Below are 21,030 nucleotides of genomic sequence, written 5' to 3'. Positions count from 1 at the left end.
ATGGCGCGGATGATCCGCGCTGTGCCTCAGTTCAGCTGGAAGTGCAGCGGATAGGCACCGTCAGTGAACGGGCCGAACAGATCGGGGATGTCGGGGTGGTCTACCGGCTCTCCCGAGTAATCAGCCACGAGGTTTTGTTCAGAGACATAGGCCACATAATAGCTCTGCTCGTTTTCGGCGAGCAGGTGATAATACGGCTGGTGCTTCTCTGGGCGGCTGTCTTCGGGGATCGCCTCGTACCACTCTTCGGTATTGGCAAATTCGGGGTCCACGTCAAAAATCACCCCTCGGAAGGGATGTTTTTTGTGCCGGACGATTTGGCCCAAGTGATATTTCGCGCGCGTTCTTATCATAACTTCGGTGCACCTACCGTTCGTTCGTAGTCCCTTCAAGGGGCTTTTGTCCAATCCTGCCATGCCAAACCAAGGAAACAGTTCGTGAACGCATCCCATGTACGATGGACAGATTGCAGTTGTGATCTGTTTGAACAGCCAGTGTAGTCCTGAAAGCGGAGGGCCGGATTTTGATGTCTCGACCCTATGGCGTGACGCCTTAGTCCTAGCAGACCGGCCCAGCACCATCCGTTGGCCGCCCGTTCTGGATTGAAAACAATGGCGAAATACAGGTTGCCAAATATGCGGTCCGGTCGTTTTGCGCATGCCGTGGTGTGTGGAAATACCGCTCATACTGGGGTTTCTAGGGTAAATTTCTGGTGGGCGTCTGGCGGCTGATCTGATAAACTAAGGACAATAAAAACACGAAAAATGTGAGAGGCCGATGAGCAGAACCTTTTGCGCCCTGATAATTGCTGTGCTTTTGGCATCATGTAGTGGCGGCCCGACAAGCGCCCCACGAGACCTTGATAATGCATGTGCGATTCTCAAAGAGCGCCCAGAATACTACCGTGCATTCCGTGCAGCCGAACGCCGTTGGGGTGTGCCTGTGCATGTGCAGATGGCAACGATCCATCAAGAAAGCAAATTCATTGCGGATGCCCGTACGCCGTTTCGCTATGTGATCGGCGTCATCCCCATGGGCCGTCAGTCCAGCGCCTTTGGCTATAGCCAAGCGCTTGATGCGACATGGGATGAATACCTTGCCGAATCTGGCGGTTTTCGCGCCAAGCGGGACCAGATCAACGATGCCTCTGATTTCATGGGCTGGTATATGAACAAGAGCCGGGAAAAGAACGGTATCGCGCTGCATGACGCCGAAAACCAGTATCTTGCCTACCACGAAGGCAACACCGGCTATGCGCGCCAAAGCTATAATTCCAAACCTTGGCTGGTCGCTGTGGCCCGCAAGGTACGTGCGCGGTCTGATATGTACCAACAGCAGATCGCAGGGTGCCGTTTGTCACGTTGGTAAGCCACCCGACACCGCATAAAGAAAGGGCCCCTCGCTGATGCTGGGGGCCCTTTTTCGTTTAGCGGTTCGTTTTGCCGGGGCTGCCGACATCAAACAGGCTGTTAGACAGGCTGCCGCCCTTTTGTAGATCACCCAGAACGACCGTGGTTCGCGTGCCATTGCCATCGTTGATGATCCACTGGCGCAGCTCTACGGGGCTGCCGGTGAACTTTAGTTCGATGTTACCGTATTCCGGATGCGCGGGATCTTGGGCGCGTACGGTGGTCGCGGTGCCATCATAGCTGTGGCCCGTGACCATCTTGGCCTGACCGAGGTTCACATTCGCCGCCAATATGATCGACAGCGGGGTCTTGGACAGGGGATATGTCTCTGCCGGCTGGTTCGATTTCTTGTCATAGATGACGACGGTGTTGCTGCCCGCGATAACAGTACCGGAATCCGGCGCGTTATATTCAAAGCGCACCTTGCCCGGACGCTTGATATAGATCGTGCCCGTGCTGATTGATCCGTCATCGTTGATCTGGGTGAATTCGCCCTTGGCGGTCTTCAGTTTATTCAAATAGCCGGAAATCTCGTTCAGCGGCAGTTTGTCGGCGGCAGCGGGCATCACAGCCGCGAGCCCCAAGCCTATGGCCAGTACGGTGGTTGTCACAAAACGCATCATAGTCTTCCTATTTTTATTCCAGTGCCTTGCCTTCGACATAGGGTTTCGCATCATGATATACGATATCACGCAGCAGGATATCGCTTAACACGGCGCAAACGCAAAAGGGGTCGGCCTGTTCCCAAGCCAACCCCCAACGTCGCTATGACGTTCCGATAAATTTTGCCGGTTAACCCTGTTCTGGTATCAGGATTTCGCGTTTGCCCACATGGTTCGCCGGCGAAACGAGGCCTGCGTCCTCCATCTGTTCGACCAGACGTGCCGCCTTGTTATAGCCGATGCCCAGTTTACGCTGGATGTACGACGTCGAACATTTGCGGTCCTTTGCAACGATGGCGACAGCAGTATCATACTGTGCGTCTTCGCCGTCAGTGTTCCCGCCAAGACCTAGTACTGCGTCGATGCTGCCCTCTTGGTCGTCAGACGGCCCTTCGACTACGCCCGATACATAATCGGGTTCGCCGTATGCCTTAAGGTGGTTCACGATCTCTTCGACTTCTTCATCGCTGACGAATGGCCCATGGCAGCGCACAATCTTGGACCCGCCTGCCATGTACAGCATGTCCCCCATGCCAAGCAGCTGTTCCGCCCCCATTTCGCCAAGGATGGTGCGGCTGTCGATCTTGGACGTCACTTGAAAGGAAATCCGGGTGGGGAAGTTCGCCTTGATCGTACCGGTGATCACATCGACCGACGGACGCTGTGTTGCCATGATCAAGTGGATACCGGAGGCCCGCGCCATTTGAGCAAGACGCTGGATACAGGCTTCGATCTCTTTGCCTGCCACCATCATCAGGTCGGCCATCTCGTCGACGACGACAACGATGTAGGGCAGTGCCTCGGGCTTGAACTCATCCGTCTCAAAGATCGGCTCGCCCGTATCATCGTCAAAACCGGTCTGAACGGTGCGGCTGAACATTTCGCCCTTGGCCAAAGCATCGCGCACGCGGCCGTTATAGCCCTCGATGTTGCGGACGCCCATCTTGGACATCTTGCGATAGCGCTCTTCCATCTCTCCTACGGTCCATTTCAGCGCGACAACGGCCTTTTTCGGGTCGGTCACAACAGGGGACAGCAGGTGCGGGATGCCGTCATAGACGGACAGTTCCAACATCTTGGGGTCGATCATGATCATCCGGCACTCTTGGGGTGTCAGCTTGTAAAGCAGCGACAGAATCATCGTGTTGATGGCAACCGACTTACCCGACCCCGTCGTCCCCGCAATCAGCAGGTGAGGCATCTTGGCAAGGTTTGCAACGATAGGATCCCCGCCAATGTCTTTGCCCAGGGCCAGCGGCAAGCGCATGGTACTGTCGCCGAAATCACGGGCAGCCAGAATTTCGCGCAAGACGACTTTCTCGCGGTTTTCGTTGGGCAGTTCGATCCCGATCACGCTGCGGCCCGGCACGGTGGAAACACGCGCCGACAACGCCGCCATCGAGCGCGCGATATCGTCTGCCAGACCGATCACACGGCTCGCCTTGAGGCCCGGTGCCGGTTCGAGTTCGTACATGGTGACAACCGGTCCGGGACGCACGGCGACGATTTCGCCCTTCACGCCATAGTCGTCGAGAACGTTTTCCAGCATGCGCGCGTTCTCCTCCAGCGCGTCATCGCTCAGGTGAAGACGTTCAACCGTGTCGGGGCTTTCCAACAGGTTCAGAGGGGGCAGCTCGAACCCGGGATGCGTGTCCTCAAAGGTCAGCGCAGGCTGCGCCTCGACCTGAGCCTGCTTGCTGGGTTGAACCGGTTTGCGGACCAGCGGCTGCACCACTTTGCGTGGTTGCGCGACAGGGATCTGCATGGCCGTGTCGGGCTCTGCCTCTTGCAAAGGCAGCTGGCTGTCGAACATTGGATCATCATCCAGAACCGCCATATCCGCATCGTAGTCGGGTTCGGACGGGGTCAGCTCAAGCACAGGCCGTTCGGCGATCAAAGGGCTACGGCTTGCGCTCAAAGGGGGCTCTGCCCGGGTAGGGGAGGGGGCCTGAGCGCCGGTGAGCGGGGGTTCTGCACGATGGCCACCCCGCGCTGTGGTATCCAGCAGCAGTGGATCGGGACCACGCCCGCGACCGCGTGTCAAAGGCGCGGTGGACGGGGTGTGCACGCCGCCGCCTTTGCGCACACGGCTTTTAATCACATCGGCGATCTTGGATTTGATGCGATCGTCGCTCGGACCTTCGTCCAGTTCCGGATCGGCCCATGTTTCGACCAATTCAGGTTCGGGCAGCGGATCGGAACGTTTGACCAGTGCCGGCATCTTCGACAGCAAACCGGTTCTGGGCGCAGGTGCAGGCGCATTATCATAGGCCGACGCATCGTTATAATACCCTTGGCTTGCAGCAAACTCAGCGTTCTCTTCGGCCTCTATGCGGTTGCGTTCGCGACGTTCCAGCTGACGTGACTGAAGCCCCTGTGCCGCTGAAACCGCACCCGAAGCACCGCGTCCCAAGAGGGTCATCAAACCGGCATAGCCCATGATCAGCCCCACCAGCATGAAGCGGAACAGGCGTTGCAGTTCAAGTCGGGTAAAGCCGAAGACAAAGGCACCGAACACGAGGATCGATACGCCCATGAGCAGCGACATCAGCTTGATCGTAAAGGTCGACCCGATGGGTAGAACGGTCAGGATGACCCCCATCACGGTATCACCGAACAGCCCGCCCAAGCCAAAGCTGTGGGTTTGCAGCCAAGCCGCATCCGGCGTCAGGGTCGCGCCATAGATTGAACAGAGCGCGACGCCAATCGGGGCGAAAATCAACCGGCCAACTGCGCGTTCTTCGCCACGGTGCAGGGCGAAACGTACGCCCCACGCCAGCAAGACTGCCGCAACAGACCACGCGCCCCAGCCCACGATCATGAACAGCGGTGCCGCGATCGATGCGCCCATGCGGCCCAGCCAGTTTTGAACCGGCGCATCGGTCGAAACCATCCAGTTCGGATCATCGGGGGTGTAGCTGCCAATCATCATCGCGGCCATCAGGCCAAGGGCTATCAACCCAAGTCCCAGCAATTCCTTGCCGCGCTTTTCGATCGCTTCTGCCATGTTTGTGTCTAGCAAAGGGTCGCGCCCACGTGTCTGATATGCCATTGCTCTGATCCCTCGTCTTACTCTGGATAGAGACAGCGGCGGATCGCTTCGATCCCGCGCGTCGTCTCTTCTTTTGGGGCGACCATCGCCACCCGAATATACTGTTTACCGGGGTTTTCGCCGTTTACGGTTTGCGCCAGATAGCCGCCCGGCAGCACCCGCACGCCGGTTTCACGCCAAAGTTTCAGTGCCGCAGCCTCGTCATCCTCGACCGGCAGCCACAAAAAGAACCCTGCCTCGGGGCTTTGGTATCCGGGAACATTACCCAGAATTCGGTCGGCGACTTCGTATTTTTCGACATACAGCGCGCGGTTCTCGGCCACATGGGCTTCATCGTCCCACACCGCAGCAGAGGCCGCTTGCAAGGGCAGCGGCAGCGGCGCACCGGCATAGTTTCGCAGCTGCTTGATCTCGCGCATGGTGTTGACACCTGATGCCGCAAAGCCGGACCGCAGTCCGGGCAAGTTCGACCGCTTTGACAGCGAATGGAAAATCACCACACGGTCCGGATCAGCGCCGACCTCTTGGGCGACCTGCAACGCACCGACGGGCGGCGTGTCGCGGTAGATTTCGGAATAGCATTCATCCGCAAAAATCTTGAAATCATATTTTTCAGCCAAGGCGATCAGATCGGCCCAATAGTCACGGGTGGCGACAGCGCCCTGCGGGTTGGCAGGCGAACAAATATAGGCCGCTGTGGTCCGGTTCAACACGTTTTCGGGCAGATTGGCAAAATCGGGCAAATGGCCGGTATCGCGCGTCGCGGGAACCATGACCGGATCAGCCGCACCGGAAATCGCGGCGATCATATAGACTTGATAAAACGGGTTCGGCATCAGAATGGCCGGCTTCTGGCCGTTCTTCGTTTCCGGACACACGGCCATGACCGCGTTATACAGCCCTTCGCGGGTGCCATTCAGCGGCATGACCTGCGTATCTGCGTCCACCGCCACGCCGTAGCGCCGGTTGATCCATCCGGCAATCGCACCACGCAACTGGGGTGTGCCATCGTTTGCGGGATAGCTGTTAAACCCAGCCGCATTTTGCGCGATCACATCGGTGACCCACGCCGGAAAAGCATGTTTCGGCTCGCCAATCGTCATATGGATCGGCGTGCCACCGCCTTCATGCGCATCAAGCAATGCGCGCAGGCGCGGCCACGCGTGGGCCGGAAGGTTCGAAAACCGCTCGGGGTACATCATTTCACTGCCTCGGGTTCGGGATCATTCATGCCCCGTTTGTTCCAGAGTACCCAAGGGCTTGCCCCGCGTCCAGACATTGCAGGACGCGGGGCAGCGTTTGTGTCATTTAGGCCAGTGCTTCCTCGGCGGCTGCGGCGACGCGCAGCAGATGCTCTTCGCCGTAGGGCGTGCCCATCAGCATAAGGCCGCAAGACGGGGTGCCGGTGGGCAGCGTCACTGCTGCTAGCCCCATAAGATTCCCGATACGCGTGTTGCGCAAGGTCATGAGGTTGGCCGAAACATAGTAGTCGTGTTCCGTTTCCAACCGGTCCAGTTTCGGCGGCAACAAGGGCGCGGTGGGGATCAGCACGGCATCAAAGCCCGCCACAGCTTTTAGGTACTCGACGCGGATTTTATCAATTTTCGCCCAGGCCGCCACATAATCGGGACCGGAGTGGGATTTCCCCAGACGAAAGCGTTCAAGGATTTCGCCGTACATCGCATCCGGATTCGCCTCGATCACGTCACGCCACAGCCCATAGGCCTCGGCAGTATAGAGACACCCGCTGAGCGGCATCGCCTCGTGCAGCGCCTCAAAGCTGATGTCCTCGATCACGGCTCCCGCATCTTTCAACCGCGCGACCGCATCGTCGAAAGCCGTCGCAGGGGCTTCATCGATATCGTCAAAGGCCACCGTCCGCAGGATAGCAAAACGGCGTCCTTCGATTTCAGTGCTGCCCATGTCCATCGGTTTTGACCCTTCGGTGAGCGCCAGCAGCAGGCTTGCATCCTCTACCGACCGGCAAAGCGGCCCAACGGTATCGAACTTGGCGGCCAAGGGCACGACGCCCTCAAGCGACACACGACCCGATGTGGTTTTCAGCCCCACCAGATCGTTCCACGCTGCAGGCACGCGCACCGATCCCCCCGTGTCAGAGCCGATCGCCGCCGCCGCTAACCCGAAAGCGACAGAGGCCGCGGCCCCCGAGGATGACCCGCCCGCAACAGCGGCTTCGTCGTTCACACAAGGCGGCGTGGCGGTGCTGGGGTTATATCCGAGCCCCGAAAACGCCAGTTCGCTCATGTGGGTTTTGCCAAGACAGACCAGCCCCATTGCCGTCGCATTCGCCAGCACACGTGCGTCGCGGTCGGGCACGCGGTCTTTTAGCAGGGCGCTGCCTGCCTCTGTCGCGACGCCCGCTGTGTCAAACAGGTCTTTCCAGCTGATCGGCACACCATCCAGCAGTGACAGACGCTGGCCTGCGCGGGCGCGATCCCGCGCGGCACCGGCTTCGGTCAGCGCACGGTCAGCCGTCACGCGGGCATAGATACGGTCCCGCAGCGGGTGTGCGTCAATCGCGTCAAGATAGGTCTGGCACAGCGTAACCGGGTCAATCTGGCCGTCACCGATGCCCCGTCCCAGATCTGCGGCTGTCATGGATAACCACTCTTGCATGTTGTTTCCTCGAATAATGCTATGGAAAAGGGACGGTAGCGACGCTAGCGTGCATGGACAATCCCTGCTGCACGCCCATATCTAAAGCTATGGATTTTGATACAGATATCGCAATCGTTGGTGGCGGGCTGAACGGCCCTACCCTTGCCTTGGCCTTGGCACAGATCGGCCTGCGGGTCACGCTGATCGACAGGCTGCCTGCCGCCGCGCGGGAAGATGCGGCGTTTGACGGGCGATCCTATGCGCTGGCGCTGACGTCGACGCGGATGCTGGGCGCGCTCGGCCTATGGGATGATGTGAAATCCCACGCGCAACCGATGCTCGAGATCAAGGTGACGGACGGGCGCGCGGGCGAAGGCCCCTCCCCTTTCTTCATGCATTTCGATCACGCGGAGATCGAAGAAGGGCCGATGGGCCACATGGTCGAAGACCGCCATCTACGGCGCGCCCTGACGGACGCTGTCAGCAACGAGCCACTAATAACGCGGCGGGATGCTGAAACGGTTGTCGCGCAGGACGCGGCACCCTCGGGTATCACCCTGACCTTCGCAGACGGCAAGTCCCTGCGCGCACGGCTGGTTGTCGGCGCGGATGGCCGCGCATCCGGTACCGCAATTCGTGCGGGGATCAAGCGGATCGGCTGGGACTATGCGCAAACCGCGCTGGTCTGCGCCATCGCTCACGAAAAACCGCATCACGGTGTCGCGCACCAGTTCTTTATGCCACCCGGCCCGCTGGCGATCCTGCCGCTCACTGACAACAGGTCGTCCATCGTCTGGAGCGAAACCGCTGCCAGTGCCGCACATATCAACGCGCTGCCAGACGACGGATATCTGGACGTGCTCCGCCCGAGGTTCGGTGACTTTCTGGGCGAGATCTCCCTTGCCGGCGCGCGCTACACCTACCCGCTGAGCCTGTCATTGGCGCACGCGATGATGGCCACGCGTGTCGCGCTGCTGGGGGATGCCGCGCACGGCGTACACCCGATTGCCGGTCAGGGATTAAACGCCGGTATGCGCGATGTCGCCGCATTGGCCGAAGTCATCGCAGATGCGCACCGACGCGGGCAGGATATCGGCAGCACCACAGTGTTGCAACAGTACCAGCTGTGGCGCCGGTTCGATAACACCGCGCTGGCTTTGGCGACAGATAGCTTCAACAGGCTGTTTTCGAACGACAATCCGCTGCTGCGTTTGGCCCGTGATGTGGGGATGGCAGCGATCAATGCCCTGCCCGATGCACGTCGTGGCTTTATGCGCGAGGCCGCAGGGCTGACCGGCACCCTGCCCCGTTTGATGCAGGGCAAAGCGCTATAGCGCAGTGCCAGCATCATCTAAAATTCAATCGATAATCCGCGCCTCGTCGACCAGCATCACGGGGATACCGTTGCGGATCGGATAGGCCAGGCCGGCGGTTTCAGAGATCAGCTCTTGTTTGTCGGCATCATAGGTCAGACGCATCTGGGTGCGGGGGCAAATCAACGCCTCTAGCATGCGGCGGTCAAACTGTATCTCTTCGGCGTTCAATTCATCATCTCCCCTTCTTGGCCACCCCGCAGGGTGTATTCGATCAACGTCAAGAGCGTCTCGCGTCGGGTAGACAGGGAGGGCGCTTCAAGCAAGGCCTGTTTGTCCTCACTGTCCAGATCAAGCATCATCGACAGCGAGTTGATCAACAGTTCATCGTCGGCCTCTTGCAGCGTATCCCAATCCGCCGACAGGTTGCGTGCATCGAAATAGCGGCTAAGTTTGTTCAAGAAGGTATCACGGTCGAACGTGCCGTCCTGTTCATCCTTGCCAAGGTCGCGTTCGAACCCGTCCCAGCTGACATCGCAGCGGCGGTATGGGGCAAAGCCGTCGACCTCTTTCACCACACGAAAGCGCGACATCCCCGCAAGGGTGATCATATAGCGCCCGTCCTCGGTTTCAGAGAACTGGGTGATCCGCCCTGCGCAACCGATGGTCTGCAGTCCCGGGCCTTCGCGGCCCGGCACGACATTAGGCTGCACCATGCCGATCAACCGTCCCGGCGTTTTCAGGCAGTCTTCGATCATCTGCAGATAGCGCGGTTCAAAGATGTGCAGCGGCAGCCGCGAGCGCGGCAGCAGCAAAGCGCCCGACAACGGGAAGATCGCGATTGTGTCTGGCAAGTCTGATTGCTGTATCATGTTAGATTACCTAGGGCGCAGCCCGCCTTATGCAAATATCATCGAGCTAAGTTTGCGACGGCCATTTAACGCAATGGGATCGTTCGCTTTCAGCGCATCGAAAATAGTGAAAAGCTGGGTTTTGGCGGCGCCATCATTCCACTCACGGTCCTTCCCAAAGAGCGTTAGCAGCTGATCCACGGCGGCTTGGGTATCGCCGTGCGCCTGAAGCGCCTGCGCCAGATCGAAACGGGCCTGCATGTCGTCGGGGTTGGCATCAACCGCGGCCTGAAGCTCGGCCACCGGACCGGCATCCGCCGCCTGTCGCGCCAGTTGCAGCTGTGCATGCGCTGCTTCAAGCTCGGGCGCTTTGGAAATTTCCATCGGGGCGCCATTCAGATGGGCTTCGGCCTGATCCAGCTGCTCCAGCGCGATGTACGCACGCACCATGCCGCCATAGGCACCAGCGTGGTTCGGGTCTTCGCCCAAGATCGCAGTAAAGGTGTCCAGCGCGTCTTGGGCAGCGCCCTCGGCCAACATGTCATCAGCCGCTGCCACAGCTTCGGAAAGCTCTTCGCCAGGGGCTTCGCCGCCACCTGCCTTGATCACGCGATCGATAAACGCCTTGATCTCGGATTGTGGCAAGGCCCCCTGAAACCCGTCAACAGGCTGGCCTTTGAAAAAGGCATAGACCGTCGGGATTGATTGAATCTGCAACTGCCCCGCGATCTGCTGCGCTTCGTCGACGTTGATCTTGACCATCTTGACCGCGCCTTTGGCCGCGCGCACCGCGTCTTCGAGCATCGGACCAAGCGTCTTGCACGGGCCGCACCAAGGGGCCCAAAAGTCGACAATCACCGGCACGGTTTGCGACGCCTCGACGACATCGGCCATGAACGTCGCTTCGGTGGTATCTTTGATCAGATCGGCATCACCGGCGGCAACAGGGGAAAGGTTCAAATCCATCATATCAAAATCCTCGCTTGGGGTTGCCCTTTATATGAGGGCGCGTCTGTCTATTTCAAAGGTCGAATGTCGCAAAGACCGGCGCGTGGTCGCTGGGCTTCTCCCATCCACGGGCTTCGCGTAGCACACGGCTGGAATGCGCCGCACCCGAGATATCGCCCGTGGCCCAGACATGGTCCAGACGACGCCCTTTGTCGGCAGCATCCCAATCTTTGGCACGGTAGGACCACCAGCTATACAGGTTGCCTCGGGGGACATCTTGCCGCGTGACGTCGACAAAACCGCCCGCGTCCTGGGTTTCGGCTAGTTTTTCGACCTCGATGGGGGTGTGGCTGACCACTTTGAGCAGCTTCTTGTGGTCCCAGACATCATCCTCGCGGGGGGCAATGTTCAGATCACCGACCAGAATGGATTTCTCGGGCTTGTCGCCATGAAACCAGTCGCGCATATCCGCCAGATAATCGAGCTTTTGGCCAAACTTCTCGTTCACCTCGCGGTCAGGCACATCGCCACCCGCCGGCACATAGAAGTTGTGCACTGTCACCCCGTTCTCGAGCTTGGCCGCAACGTGGCGGGCATGACCAAGGGTGGCAAAATCATGACCGCCGGCATCAACCAGCGGCAATCGCGACAGGATTGCAACACCATTGTATCCTTTTTGCCCACGCGCCACCATATGGGTATAGCCTGCTTCGATAAACGCGGCGGTCGGGATCTTATCAACGGGGCTTTTGCATTCCTGCAAGCACAGAACGTCGGGCCCATGTTCTGCCAGCAACTTAAGCACAATCGGTTCGCGCAACCGGACAGAGTTGATATTCCATGTGGCCAGCGTGAATGGCATGAGGCAGCTCCCTTGGGTCAAATCGCGCACACCCTACCGCGAAATGAGCGGTATCCACCATGCCGAATTCCAGAGACTCTGGAGTGCAGACAAAAAAAGACCGGGCACAAAGGCCCGGCCTAGTCCAACAGGGAGGTATGTATCATTTCCCGGATACAAACTTCGGGTTCAAACCGATCGACGGGTCATGAAAACCCCGTCTCTCGAAGGAATAACAACCGGACCCGCTTTGGGTTCCGAAATTAAGAAACAATTCTGTATCCACCTGATTCCGTTAGAAGAATCCGCGCATTCGAAGGATCGGGTTCGATCTTTTGGCGCAGACGGTAGATGTGCGTTTCCAGCGTATGCGTCGTGACACCGGCGTTATAACCCCAGACCTCGTGCAACAGCGTATCGCGCGGCACCACACCGGCCCCAGCCCGATAGAGGAATTTGAGGATATTCGTCTCTTTTTCGGTGAGCCGGATTTTCTTGTCGTCCTCGGTGATCAAGATCTTGGCCGAGGGCTTGAACGTATAGGGACCAAGCTGAAAAATCGCCTCTTCGGATTGTTCGTGCTGCCGTAGCTGGGCGCGAATACGCGCCAGCAGTACGGGGAACTTGAAGGGCTTCGTCACGTAATCATTCGCGCCCGCATCCAAACCCATGATCGTGTCGGCGTCGCTGTCGTGCCCCGTCAACATCAGAATGGGGCTTTTGACGCCCTGCGTGCGCAGGTCGCGGCACAGATCGCGGCCATCGATATCCGGTAGCCCGACATCCAAGATCACCAGATCATACAGCGCTTCGGCGGCGCGGGTTTTAGCATCCGCACCATTGCCTGCTTCAAATACATCAAAGTCTTCGGTCAGCAATAACTGCTCGCTCAGCGCTTCGCGCAGGTCGTCGTCGTCATCTACGAGCAAAATTTTCTTTAGCTGGGCCATATCAACTCATCCTCTACAACTGACTTACAGATGTGTTCACAAACCCGTGCACACAAGAGCAGCAGGCATTTGATCACAGGACCGTGCGAAATTGTCGCGCAATGTTTCAATCCTCGCGCATCTGCACTAATAAATGTGACAACATAACATGAAAGATTACAAATCATGGTTTTTGGGCCCGACATTACCGAACAACTGGCACGCGCCCGCGCCGATCTTCGTTTGGGCGTTCCCATTGTACTGGCCGGATCGCGTCCGGTTCTGGTTATGGCCGCCGAAACGCTGACGCCTGCGCGCTTGACCGGGCTGCTTGCACTGGGCGGCCAACCGGTGCTGGCGATCACTTCGCGTCGGGCCGAAACTCTGAAAGCGCACGCCTATGATGGCAGCTTTGCACGGGTGCTATTGCCGCATGATGCCGCTTTGCGGTGGGTTAAATCCGTTGCCGATCCTGCCGACGATTTGCGCAACCCGATGAAGGGCCCCCTTGCCTGCGCCCGCGGCGGCGATGCGACGCCACATGGGTTGGCGATCGATCTGATAAAATCGGCACGGCTACTGCCCGCCGCCGTGATACTAGACCTTACAGACGCCGCGCAATTCGCGGTGCAAAATGGCCTGACGGTGATTGATCTGAACGCGGCCAAACCGATCCTCGCCGCCCGCAGCCCGCTGCATCCTGTAGTCAACGCCCGCCTCCCGATGGAAGTGTCAGAGGCAGGGCGTCTGCATATTTTCCGCCCCGATGATGGCGGAGAAGAGCATTATGCCATCGAAATCGGTCGCCCCGACCGTAGCAAACCGGTACTGGCACGGCTGCATTCTGCCTGCTTTACCGGCGACATCATGGGCAGCCTGAAATGTGATTGCGGGCCGCAGCTTCATGCGGCGATGGCCCAAATGGGGTCCGAAGGAAACGGCGTATTGCTGTATCTGAACCAAGAGGGGCGCGGCATTGGGCTGACCAACAAGATGCGCGCCTATTCCCTTCAAGATCAGGGATTTGACACCGTCGAGGCCAACCACCGTCTGGGTTTTGAAGATGACGAAAGGGATTTTCGTCTGGGCTCGGATATCCTGAAATCGATGGGGTTTTCATCGGTACGCCTGCTGACCAATAACCCCCGTAAGGTCGAGATGATGGAGGCAAGCGGCGTCAAAGTGGCAGAGCGCGTCCCATTGAAGGTGGGCGAAAACCGTCACAATCACGCCTACCTTGCGACGAAAGCCGCTAAATCCGGTCACCTGCTGTGACGCCCGACGATCTGGTCCTCACGCGGCGAGGCGTCCGGTTTCAAGGGCGGTTGTACCCCTGCACCATTGGCAAAACCGGCGTTACTCACACCAAACAAGAGGGCGACAAGGCCACGCCCGCCGGCATTCACCGCATTGTCGGGATGCTATACCGGCCCGACCGTATCTCCGCCCCCGTGCCGTGGGCCGCGCCCATCGGGCTGCGCGATCTTTGGTCAGATGATGTGACACAGCCGGAGTACAACAGCCTTGTACAAACCCCCTACCCGCACAGCCACGAAGCGCTGCGTAGGGCTGACCCGCTTTATGATCTGGTGATTCTGACCGATTGGAACTGGCCCAATGCTGTGCCGGGGCGTGGATCTGCGATCTTTATCCACCAACAGCGCCGCCCCGGATACCCCACCGAAGGCTGCGTCGCTTTTTCCCGCGCGCACCTTCATCAAATAGCGACACAGCTGACCCGCCATAGCCGTTTGATCGTCTAGCAGGCAGCCTTAGCCCGCGCTGCGTTCCCCAAAGATGGCAGAGCCGACGCGCACATGGGTCGCACCAAGCGCGATGGCCTTTTCAAAGTCGCTGCTCATCCCCATCGACAAGTCGCCTACCCCGTTTCGCGCCGCAATCTTGGCCAGCAAGGCAAAATGAAGCGCGGCTTCCTCGTCGACCGGCGGGATACACATCAATCCGCGCACGGGCAGATCAAGCGACTGACATTCCTTGATAAACGCATCCGCGTCTGCCGGCAGAATGCCTGCCTTCTGTGCCTCTTCGCCGGTGTTCACCTGCACGAACATATCAGGGCAGTGCCCCAGTTCCTGCGCCAGCCGCGCGAATGTTTGGGCCAATTTAGGACGGTCGAGCGTGTGGATCACGTCGAACAGCTCCATCGCGCTGCGCGCTTTGTTACTTTGCAGCGGGCCGATCAGGTGCAAGCCCACTCCGTCATACTGTTGTTGAAAGGCGGGCCATTTGCCTTCGGCCTCTTGCACGCGGTTTTCGCCAAAACAACGGTGGCCTTCGTCCAGAACAGCCGCCACGCGGGCGTCCGGCTGCACCTTGCTCACCGCGATCAATTGGACGCTGCCCGGCGTGCGGCCTGCGTCGGCTTCGGCTTTGGCGATGCGGGATGTGATGTCGTGCAAGCTCATGTCAGTCGGCCCTCGTTGTTAAGGGCGCACAGAACAACAGCTTGGCGCAAAAGAAAAGGGGCAGACCAACGGCCTGCCCCTCTTTTAGACTGTATCGTTCAACTTAGAAGTTGAAGCGAACACCCAGGTCAGCAACGGTGTTGCCGGACGCGTTGTTCTGAACACCACCGCGCAGCGATGTACCGCCGCCCAGGTCGTGTGTTACGCCAACGCCGTAAACGGTGTCGGAATAGGATTCTTGATCCAGAACAACGGCTGTCAGACGTGTCGCTGCGCCGATGTCGAACGCCGCGGTGATCGCGAATGCGTCGCCGCCGGTGCCGTTGTCAGCATAACCGAATGTCAGGTCTGCAACGCCGACGTTACCGCCAACTGTCAGAGCCAGCTCGGTGTCAGCTGCGCGATCGGAGTCTTGCAGGCCCAGAGCAACGGTCCAGCCGCTGAATGTGTATGCAAGGTAACCTTCGATGCGCTCGCCTTCGAGGTCGTTGTTGTTCGCAACCAGGTCCAGCTCGGAGTACGACAGGTGAGCTTTCAGGTCGCCCATTGCGTACAGAACTTCAACACCGTTGCGGCCAGCTGCGCCGTTACCATCGGAGTCGTATGTCGCGGAATACACGCCTGCACCGTTGATGATGTAGTCATACGACAGACCGGTCAGGCCCAGCTCGACGGGGTACATGCCAGGCATGGAGTCGATCGCGCCGTAGATGTTGCCAACGCCGACTTCCAGACCACCGGAACGAGCAAAGTAGCGAATGCCGTTGATGCCTGTTTCAACGCGGTCACCGCGGAATGTGCCGCCTGCGGAAGCCGCATCCGCACCGAGGTTTGCACCGTTGCTGTCGCCATCGTTGTCCTGCTGGATACGAGCGCGTGCACCGAAGGTGATGCCGTTGTCGGCCTCAGCTGTCGCGTCGATCTGCAGACGGAAACGGCTGGTGATGGTTGTTTCGTTTGTTGCGCCTTCAACATAGATGACACCAAAACGGCCGTAGCCGCCGAATGTAACGTCTGCAGCTGCAACGCCAGCGGTCGCAACCAGAGCTGTTGTAGCGAAGAGAACTTTTTTCATGAGTTATCCCTCGGTTTGAATTCATATGCCCATACCGGGGAATCCGGTAGAGGTATGAGTGTGTTTTCAGCGTTTGCCTTTGTTTTGGCAAGGATCGCGGAGGCCCCCACAACATTGGGCAAAACTGTGATGCAGCTATGTCACAGTCATATTCGCGCCCGAAAGTCGCCCAGACCCAGAAGGCAAGAGCACAGTCGCACCATACTCTAGTATATACAGACATTGCGCTTGCCGACCGAACCCTGCTTGGATAGACCTGTGCGCAAACAGGCAAAGGACGGTCGAGATGGTGCGCAGTTCGGTATTCAAATCTACACTAGCCCTCGTGGCGGTCTTGTCGCTTGGCGCATGCGGCGCGCTCAACTTCGGCCCGCCCGCAGAGCGCGACCCGAATCTGGGCCTATCCTCCACCAACCCGAACTATGTCGAGATGGACTCGGACAATACAATCTGGTCGATCTTCAACCGTAAGAATACCGACACCAGCGTCTCGGTGAACAAGTACCTGTGGTCCGCGTCGCTTGAAGTGCTGAACTTCCTGCCGGTGCAATCCATTGATCCCTATACCGGGGTGATCGTCACGGGCTATGGCACGCCTCCGGGGGGCAATCAGTCCTACCGCGCGACTGTCCTGATTGACGACCCTGCCCTTGATGCACGGTCCTTGAACATCGCGCTGCAAACCCGCGGCGGTCGCACAGTGAGCAAAGCGACCTCTCGTGCTGTCGAGGATGCGATCCTGAGCCGAGCGCGCGAGATGCGCATCGCCGACGCCAAATTCTAAGCCCGCACCCGTCCCTTCCCCATTACAACGCCGGGCCACGCGCTAGTCGCTCGCCCGGCGTTTTTCGTTCATAAGGTCTGCCAAGATGTCCTCTTACTCCCCCGCCGAAATCGAAGCCCGCTGGCAAGCCGCCTGGGAAAAGAACGATGTGTTCCAAGCGGTACGCAATGCCGAAAAGCCCAAGTATTATGTGTTGGAAATGTTCCCCTATCCGTCGGGACGCATCCACATGGGGCACGTGCGCAACTATACGATGGGCGACGTCATTGCGCGCTATAAGATCGCAACGGGCCACAACGTATTGCACCCGATGGGCTGGGACGCCTTTGGGATGCCAGCTGAAAACGCGGCGATGGCGATCGGCGGCCACCCCAAAGACTGGACCTACGGCAACATCGCCGACATGCGCGGCCAGATGAAACCGCTGGGGCTGTCGATTGACTGGTCTCGCGAGTTTGCGACCTGCGATCCGGAATATTACGGCCAGCAACAAGCGCTGTTTCTCGATTTTCTGGCCGAGGGGCTGGTCTATCGCAAAAATGCTATCGTGAACTGGGACCCGATCGACATGACCGTGCTTGCCAACGAACAGGTCGAAGCAGGGCGCGGCTGGCGTTCCGGCGCGCTGGTTGAACGGCGCGAACTGACGCAGTGGTTCTTCAAGATCTCTGACCACTCCGAAGAACTGCTGGCGGCGCTGGACACACTTGATAATTGGCCCGCCAAGGTCAAACTGATGCAGGCCAACTGGATCGGCCAGTCGCGCGGGCTGCAGTTTGCGTTCTCTACCATCGATGCCCCCGAAGGCCACGACCGGATAGAGGTTTACACCACGCGCCCCGACACCCTGCTGGGGGCTAGCTTCGTCGGGATCTCGCCTGACCACCCGCTGGCCAAGCTGCTAGAAAAAGATTCGCCCGAGATCGCGGCCTTCTGCGCTGAATGCCGCAAAGGCGGCACAACGGAAGAAGCGATCGAGACCGCTGAAAAGCTCGGGATGGATACAGGCCTGCGCGTGCGTCATCCATTTGACACCGCGTGGGAACTGCCGGTTTATATCGCGAACTTCATCCTGATGGATTACGGCACGGGTGCTATCTTTGGCTGCCCTGCGCATGACGCGCGGGATTTCGAATTTGCCACCAAATACGGGCTGCCGATCACCTCGACCTTCCTGCCTGACGAAGATGCGGACCCTAAACTTTCCGCCCCCTTCGTGCCGGCAAAATCCGAAAAAGTTTATTACAACGGCGGATTCGCAGGCGAGAAATGGCAAACCGGCCAAGACGCCATCGTGGCAGCCATCGACGCCTGTGAAGCGCAAGGCGTAGGCCAGGGCGTGACCAAGTATCGCCTGCGTGATTGGGGCCTGTCACGGCAACGCTATTGGGGCTGCCCGATCCCTGTCGTCCATTGTGACGCCTGTGGTGTGGTGCCCGAGAAGAAAGAGAACCTGCCCATCGAACTGCCCTATGATGTCAGCTTTGACACGCCGGGCAACCCGCTGGATCGCCACCCGACATGGCGCAATTGCGCCTGCCCGTCCTGTGGCGCACCTGCAAAACGCGAGACCGATACGATGGATACGTTCGTCGATTCCTCATGGTATTTCGCGCGGTTCACTGCGCCACACGCCGACACGCCAACCAATATGGCGGATGCGGAATACTGGATGAATGTCGACCAGTATATCGGCGGCATCGAACACGCGATTTTGCACCTTCTGTATTCGCGCTTCTTTGCCCGGGCGATGCAGATCACCGGCCACTTGCCCGAAAAAGCAATCGAGCCGTTTAATGCTCTGTTCACCCAAGGCATGGTAACCCACGAAATCTACCAGACCCCCGGTGACAACGGACGGCCTGTCTACCACCTGCCGGAGGATGTGACCGACGGCAAACTCGCCGACGGGACACCCGTTGAAATCATCCCCTCGGCCAAAATGTCGAAGTCGAAAAAGAACGTCGTCGACCCGCTGGGGATCATCGCGAACTACGGGGCCGATACAGCCCGCTGGTTCGTCCTGTCCGATTCGCCCCCCGAACGCGATGTCGAATGGACTGCATCGGGTGCCGAGGCCGCCTATAAGCACCTCAACCGGGTCTGGAATATCAGCACCCGCATCGCGGAAATGGACGAAAGTGCGGCCGGCACGGGCGACGATGACCTGCTGCGTGCGATGCATAAAACCGTTCACGACGTGACGATGGGTGTTGAATCCTTTGGCTTTAACGCCGCAATTGCCAAGCTTTACGCCTTTACTGCGACGTTGCAAAAATCAAAGGCGGGCAAAGCCACGCAGCGCGAGGCGATCATGACGCTGGCCCAGCTCATGGCCCCGATGACCCCCCACCTGTCCGAGGAAATCTGGGCCGCTCAAGGCGGTGCCGATCTCATCACCACCTCTGCTTGGCCTAACGCCGACGACGCAATGCTGGTTGATGATACCGTTACCCTGCCAATCCAGATCAACGGCAAGCGCCGCGCGGAAATTCAGGTCCCTGCGGATATGTCGAAGGAAGAGGTTGAAAAGATCGCGCTCAACCACGAAGCTGTCATTCGTACCCTGGATGGGGCCACGCCCAAAAAGGTCATTGTTGTACCGGGACGGATCGTCAATGTCGTTGCTTAACCGCCGTTTTCTTTTTGCTGTGCCACTGCTGGCGCTGGCGGCCTGCGGGTTCCAACCCGTTTATGGCCCCGGCGGCAGCGGTACCGCGTTGCAAAATGCGGTGCAGGTCGACGCGCCGGATGACGCGTTCTCCTATACCCTGGTCCGCGAGATCGAGACACGGTTGGGCCGCGCCGCCAGCCCCCGCTATGCGCTGGCTCTAACGGTCGATACCTCGCAAGAGGGGTTGGCGATCGACAGCGAGGACAACACCACACGCTATAACTTGGTCGGCGATGTCGATTTCGCCTTGCGCAACATCTCCACCGGCCAAGTTGTCACGTCGGGAAATGTCGAAAACTTTACGGGCTATTCCGCGACCGGATCGACTGTTGCCACCCTCGCAGCAGAACGGGATGCGCAAAAGCGTTTGATGGTCATGTTGGCAGAGCAGCTGGTCACACGCCTTTACGCGGCTGATCTGACCCGATGAAGCTGCCCCCGCGCGACGCGAATGCCTATTTCGCCAAGCCCGATCCGAACAAGACCGGGCTTTTGATCTATGGCGGCGACGCGATGCGTGTCGCGTTGAAGCGGCAAAGCTTTCTGAAAAACCTATTGGGTCCCAACGCAGAAGAGGAAATGCGCCTGACCCGTATTCAGGCCGCCGATCTGCGCCGTGACGCGCCGATGCTTCTTGATGCGATAAAGGCCGTCGGCTTTTTCCCCGGTCCCCGCGCGGCCTTCGTTGAAGATGCCAATGACAATATCGCCAAAATCCTGTCTGATGCGCTGGCCGACTGGCAGCCGGGCGATGCGCAAATTGTGGTAACAGCCGGCGATCTCAAGAAAACCTCTAAGGTGCTCAAGGCGTTTGAAGCGCATAAGAATGCTTTTGCGACCCCTATTTACGACAATCCGCCTGACCGGGCAGAGATTGAACGTGTGCTCGCCGAGGCAAAACTGAGCCCAGAGCCCGACGCCATGGGGGTGCTGACCGAATTGGCGCGTGTGCTGGATCCGGGCGATTTTCGTCAAATGGTTGATAAGATTACACTCTACAAGATCAGCGACTCAGGCCCGCTTACCGCCGAGGATGTCGCCAATTGCGCGCCCACCTCTACCGAAGCAGAGGTCGACGACATTCTGCATGTCGTAGCCGAGGCCCGCGCAGGAGACATCGGGCCGGTGATGGCAAAGCTGCAGGCACAGGGTGTAAACGCCGTCACGTTAATCATCATGGCGACACGTCACTTTCGCACGCTTTACCGCATCGCGAGCAATCCGGGCGGGCAGATCTGGGGCGTGCGCGATCGAGACCGCGCTATGCGGCAAGCCAAAAGCTGGGGGGCAGCCAAGCTTGAAACGGCGCTGACCGTGTTGACGGATACCGACCTGACGCTCCGGTCGGCGGGGCAACATGCGCCCGCAATGGCGCTGGTCGAACGCGCTTTTATCCGCCTCGCGATGCTGGGCGCACAACGCTAGATTCTGGGTAATTTTTGGGAGG

Annotated in this window: 20 protein-coding genes; 8 read left to right on the top strand and 12 right to left on the bottom strand. The window is 58.9% G+C overall.

Going from position 1 to position 21,030, the window contains the following annotated elements:
* Positions 1–26: 26 nt before the first annotated feature.
* Entirely contained in the window at positions 27–353 is a 327-nt protein-coding gene (gene hspQ, locus E5180_RS13545; RefSeq protein WP_138924847.1) for a heat shock protein HspQ, read from the bottom strand.
* Positions 354–777: 424 nt separating this feature from the next.
* Here hspQ and E5180_RS13540 point away from each other — a divergent pair, with 424 nt between their 5' ends.
* Positions 778–1,368, top strand: coding sequence for a transglycosylase SLT domain-containing protein (locus E5180_RS13540; protein WP_171048952.1), 591 nt, complete (start codon positions 778–780; stop codon positions 1,366–1,368).
* Between the two features lie 58 nt (positions 1,369–1,426).
* Here E5180_RS13540 and E5180_RS13535 read toward each other — a convergent pair whose 3' ends face one another.
* The 4 genes from E5180_RS13535 to E5180_RS13520 form a co-directional block, all read right to left on the bottom strand.
* Positions 1,427–2,029 carry a LolA family protein gene (locus tag E5180_RS13535; protein ID WP_138924845.1) on the bottom strand — a complete coding sequence of 201 codons (603 nt, stop codon included), beginning with the start codon at positions 2,027–2,029 and terminating at the stop codon, positions 1,427–1,429.
* Between the two features lie 172 nt (positions 2,030–2,201).
* Positions 2,202–5,123 carry a DNA translocase FtsK gene (locus E5180_RS13530; RefSeq protein WP_138924844.1) on the bottom strand — a complete coding sequence of 974 codons (2,922 nt, stop codon included), beginning with the start codon at positions 5,121–5,123 and terminating at the stop codon, positions 2,202–2,204.
* A 17-nt stretch (positions 5,124–5,140) separates the two neighbouring features.
* Positions 5,141–6,322, bottom strand: coding sequence for an aminotransferase class I/II-fold pyridoxal phosphate-dependent enzyme (locus E5180_RS13525; RefSeq protein WP_138925226.1), 1,182 nt, complete (start codon positions 6,320–6,322; stop codon positions 5,141–5,143).
* Between the two features lie 109 nt (positions 6,323–6,431).
* Entirely contained in the window at positions 6,432–7,760 is a 1,329-nt protein-coding gene (locus tag E5180_RS13520) for an amidase (RefSeq protein ID WP_138924843.1), read from the bottom strand.
* Positions 7,761–7,849: 89 nt separating this feature from the next.
* On the opposite strand from E5180_RS13520, the gene E5180_RS13515 reads away from it, so the two are divergent.
* Complete coding sequence (locus E5180_RS13515; RefSeq protein ID WP_138924842.1) at positions 7,850–9,076, top strand: UbiH/UbiF/VisC/COQ6 family ubiquinone biosynthesis hydroxylase; 1,227 nt, start codon at positions 7,850–7,852, stop codon at positions 9,074–9,076.
* Between the two features lie 24 nt (positions 9,077–9,100).
* Here the strand turns inward: E5180_RS13515 and E5180_RS13510 are convergent, their stop codons facing one another.
* The 5 genes from E5180_RS13510 to E5180_RS13490 all read right to left on the bottom strand — a co-directional run bounded on the left by E5180_RS13510 (position 9,101) and on the right by E5180_RS13490 (position 12,645).
* Complete coding sequence (locus E5180_RS13510; RefSeq protein ID WP_171048985.1) at positions 9,101–9,253, bottom strand: Trm112 family protein; 153 nt, start codon at positions 9,251–9,253, stop codon at positions 9,101–9,103.
* Positions 9,254–9,282: 29 nt separating this feature from the next.
* Entirely contained in the window at positions 9,283–9,927 is a 645-nt protein-coding gene (locus E5180_RS13505; protein WP_138924840.1) for an LON peptidase substrate-binding domain-containing protein, read from the bottom strand.
* A 27-nt stretch (positions 9,928–9,954) separates the two neighbouring features.
* Entirely contained in the window at positions 9,955–10,875 is a 921-nt protein-coding gene (gene trxA / locus E5180_RS13500; protein ID WP_138924839.1) for a thioredoxin, read from the bottom strand.
* Between the two features lie 52 nt (positions 10,876–10,927).
* Positions 10,928–11,716, bottom strand: a complete 789-nt coding sequence (locus E5180_RS13495; protein ID WP_138924838.1) for an exodeoxyribonuclease III — start codon at positions 11,714–11,716, stop codon at positions 10,928–10,930.
* 242 nt (positions 11,717–11,958) lie between these two features.
* A complete protein-coding gene (locus E5180_RS13490; protein WP_093731987.1) occupies positions 11,959–12,645 on the bottom strand; it encodes a response regulator transcription factor in 687 nt (228 codons plus the stop codon).
* Between the two features lie 165 nt (positions 12,646–12,810).
* On the opposite strand from E5180_RS13490, the gene ribA reads away from it, so the two are divergent.
* On the top strand, positions 12,811–13,899 hold the full coding sequence (ribA, locus tag E5180_RS13485) for a GTP cyclohydrolase II (protein ID WP_138924837.1): 1,089 nt from the start codon (positions 12,811–12,813) through the stop codon (positions 13,897–13,899).
* The gene (locus E5180_RS13480; RefSeq protein WP_138924836.1) at positions 13,896–14,387 is read left to right on the top strand and encodes a L,D-transpeptidase family protein; all 492 of its coding nucleotides are present in this window, start codon (positions 13,896–13,898) and stop codon (positions 14,385–14,387) included. Before ribA ends, E5180_RS13480 begins: the two co-directional genes overlap by 4 nt.
* Positions 14,388–14,396: 9 nt before the next feature.
* Here E5180_RS13480 and E5180_RS13475 read toward each other — a convergent pair whose 3' ends face one another.
* Both E5180_RS13475 and E5180_RS13470 read right to left on the bottom strand, forming a co-directional pair.
* On the bottom strand, positions 14,397–15,050 hold the full coding sequence (locus tag E5180_RS13475; RefSeq protein WP_138924835.1) for a YggS family pyridoxal phosphate-dependent enzyme: 654 nt from the start codon (positions 15,048–15,050) through the stop codon (positions 14,397–14,399).
* A gap of 103 nt (positions 15,051–15,153) precedes the next feature.
* Positions 15,154–16,125: a porin gene (locus E5180_RS13470; RefSeq protein ID WP_138924834.1), complete on the bottom strand. Its 972-nt coding sequence runs from the start codon at positions 16,123–16,125 to the stop codon at positions 15,154–15,156.
* A 286-nt stretch (positions 16,126–16,411) separates the two neighbouring features.
* Between E5180_RS13470 and E5180_RS13465 the strand changes: the two genes are divergently transcribed.
* The 4 genes from E5180_RS13465 (at position 16,412) to holA (ending at position 21,008) form a co-directional block, all read left to right on the top strand.
* A complete protein-coding gene (locus E5180_RS13465; RefSeq protein WP_138924833.1) occupies positions 16,412–16,909 on the top strand; it encodes a DUF3576 domain-containing protein in 498 nt (165 codons plus the stop codon).
* Positions 16,910–16,994: 85 nt separating this feature from the next.
* Positions 16,995–19,541, top strand: a complete 2,547-nt coding sequence (gene leuS, locus E5180_RS13460; protein WP_138924832.1) for a leucine--tRNA ligase — start codon at positions 16,995–16,997, stop codon at positions 19,539–19,541.
* Positions 19,528–20,013: an LPS assembly lipoprotein LptE gene (gene lptE, locus E5180_RS13455; RefSeq protein WP_138924831.1), complete on the top strand. Its 486-nt coding sequence runs from the start codon at positions 19,528–19,530 to the stop codon at positions 20,011–20,013. Before leuS ends, lptE begins: the two co-directional genes overlap by 14 nt.
* The gene (gene holA / locus E5180_RS13450; protein ID WP_138924830.1) at positions 20,010–21,008 is read left to right on the top strand and encodes a DNA polymerase III subunit delta; all 999 of its coding nucleotides are present in this window, start codon (positions 20,010–20,012) and stop codon (positions 21,006–21,008) included. The genes lptE and holA overlap by 4 nt, the downstream gene beginning before the upstream one ends.
* Positions 21,009–21,030 lie beyond the last annotated feature (22 nt).

The organism is Sulfitobacter sp. BSw21498, from assembly GCF_006064855.1.
GTDB lineage: Bacteria > Pseudomonadota > Alphaproteobacteria > Rhodobacterales > Rhodobacteraceae > Sulfitobacter.
Note: the sequence above shows the minus strand (reverse complement) of the source record. Positions and strands in the feature narration are given on the sequence as shown.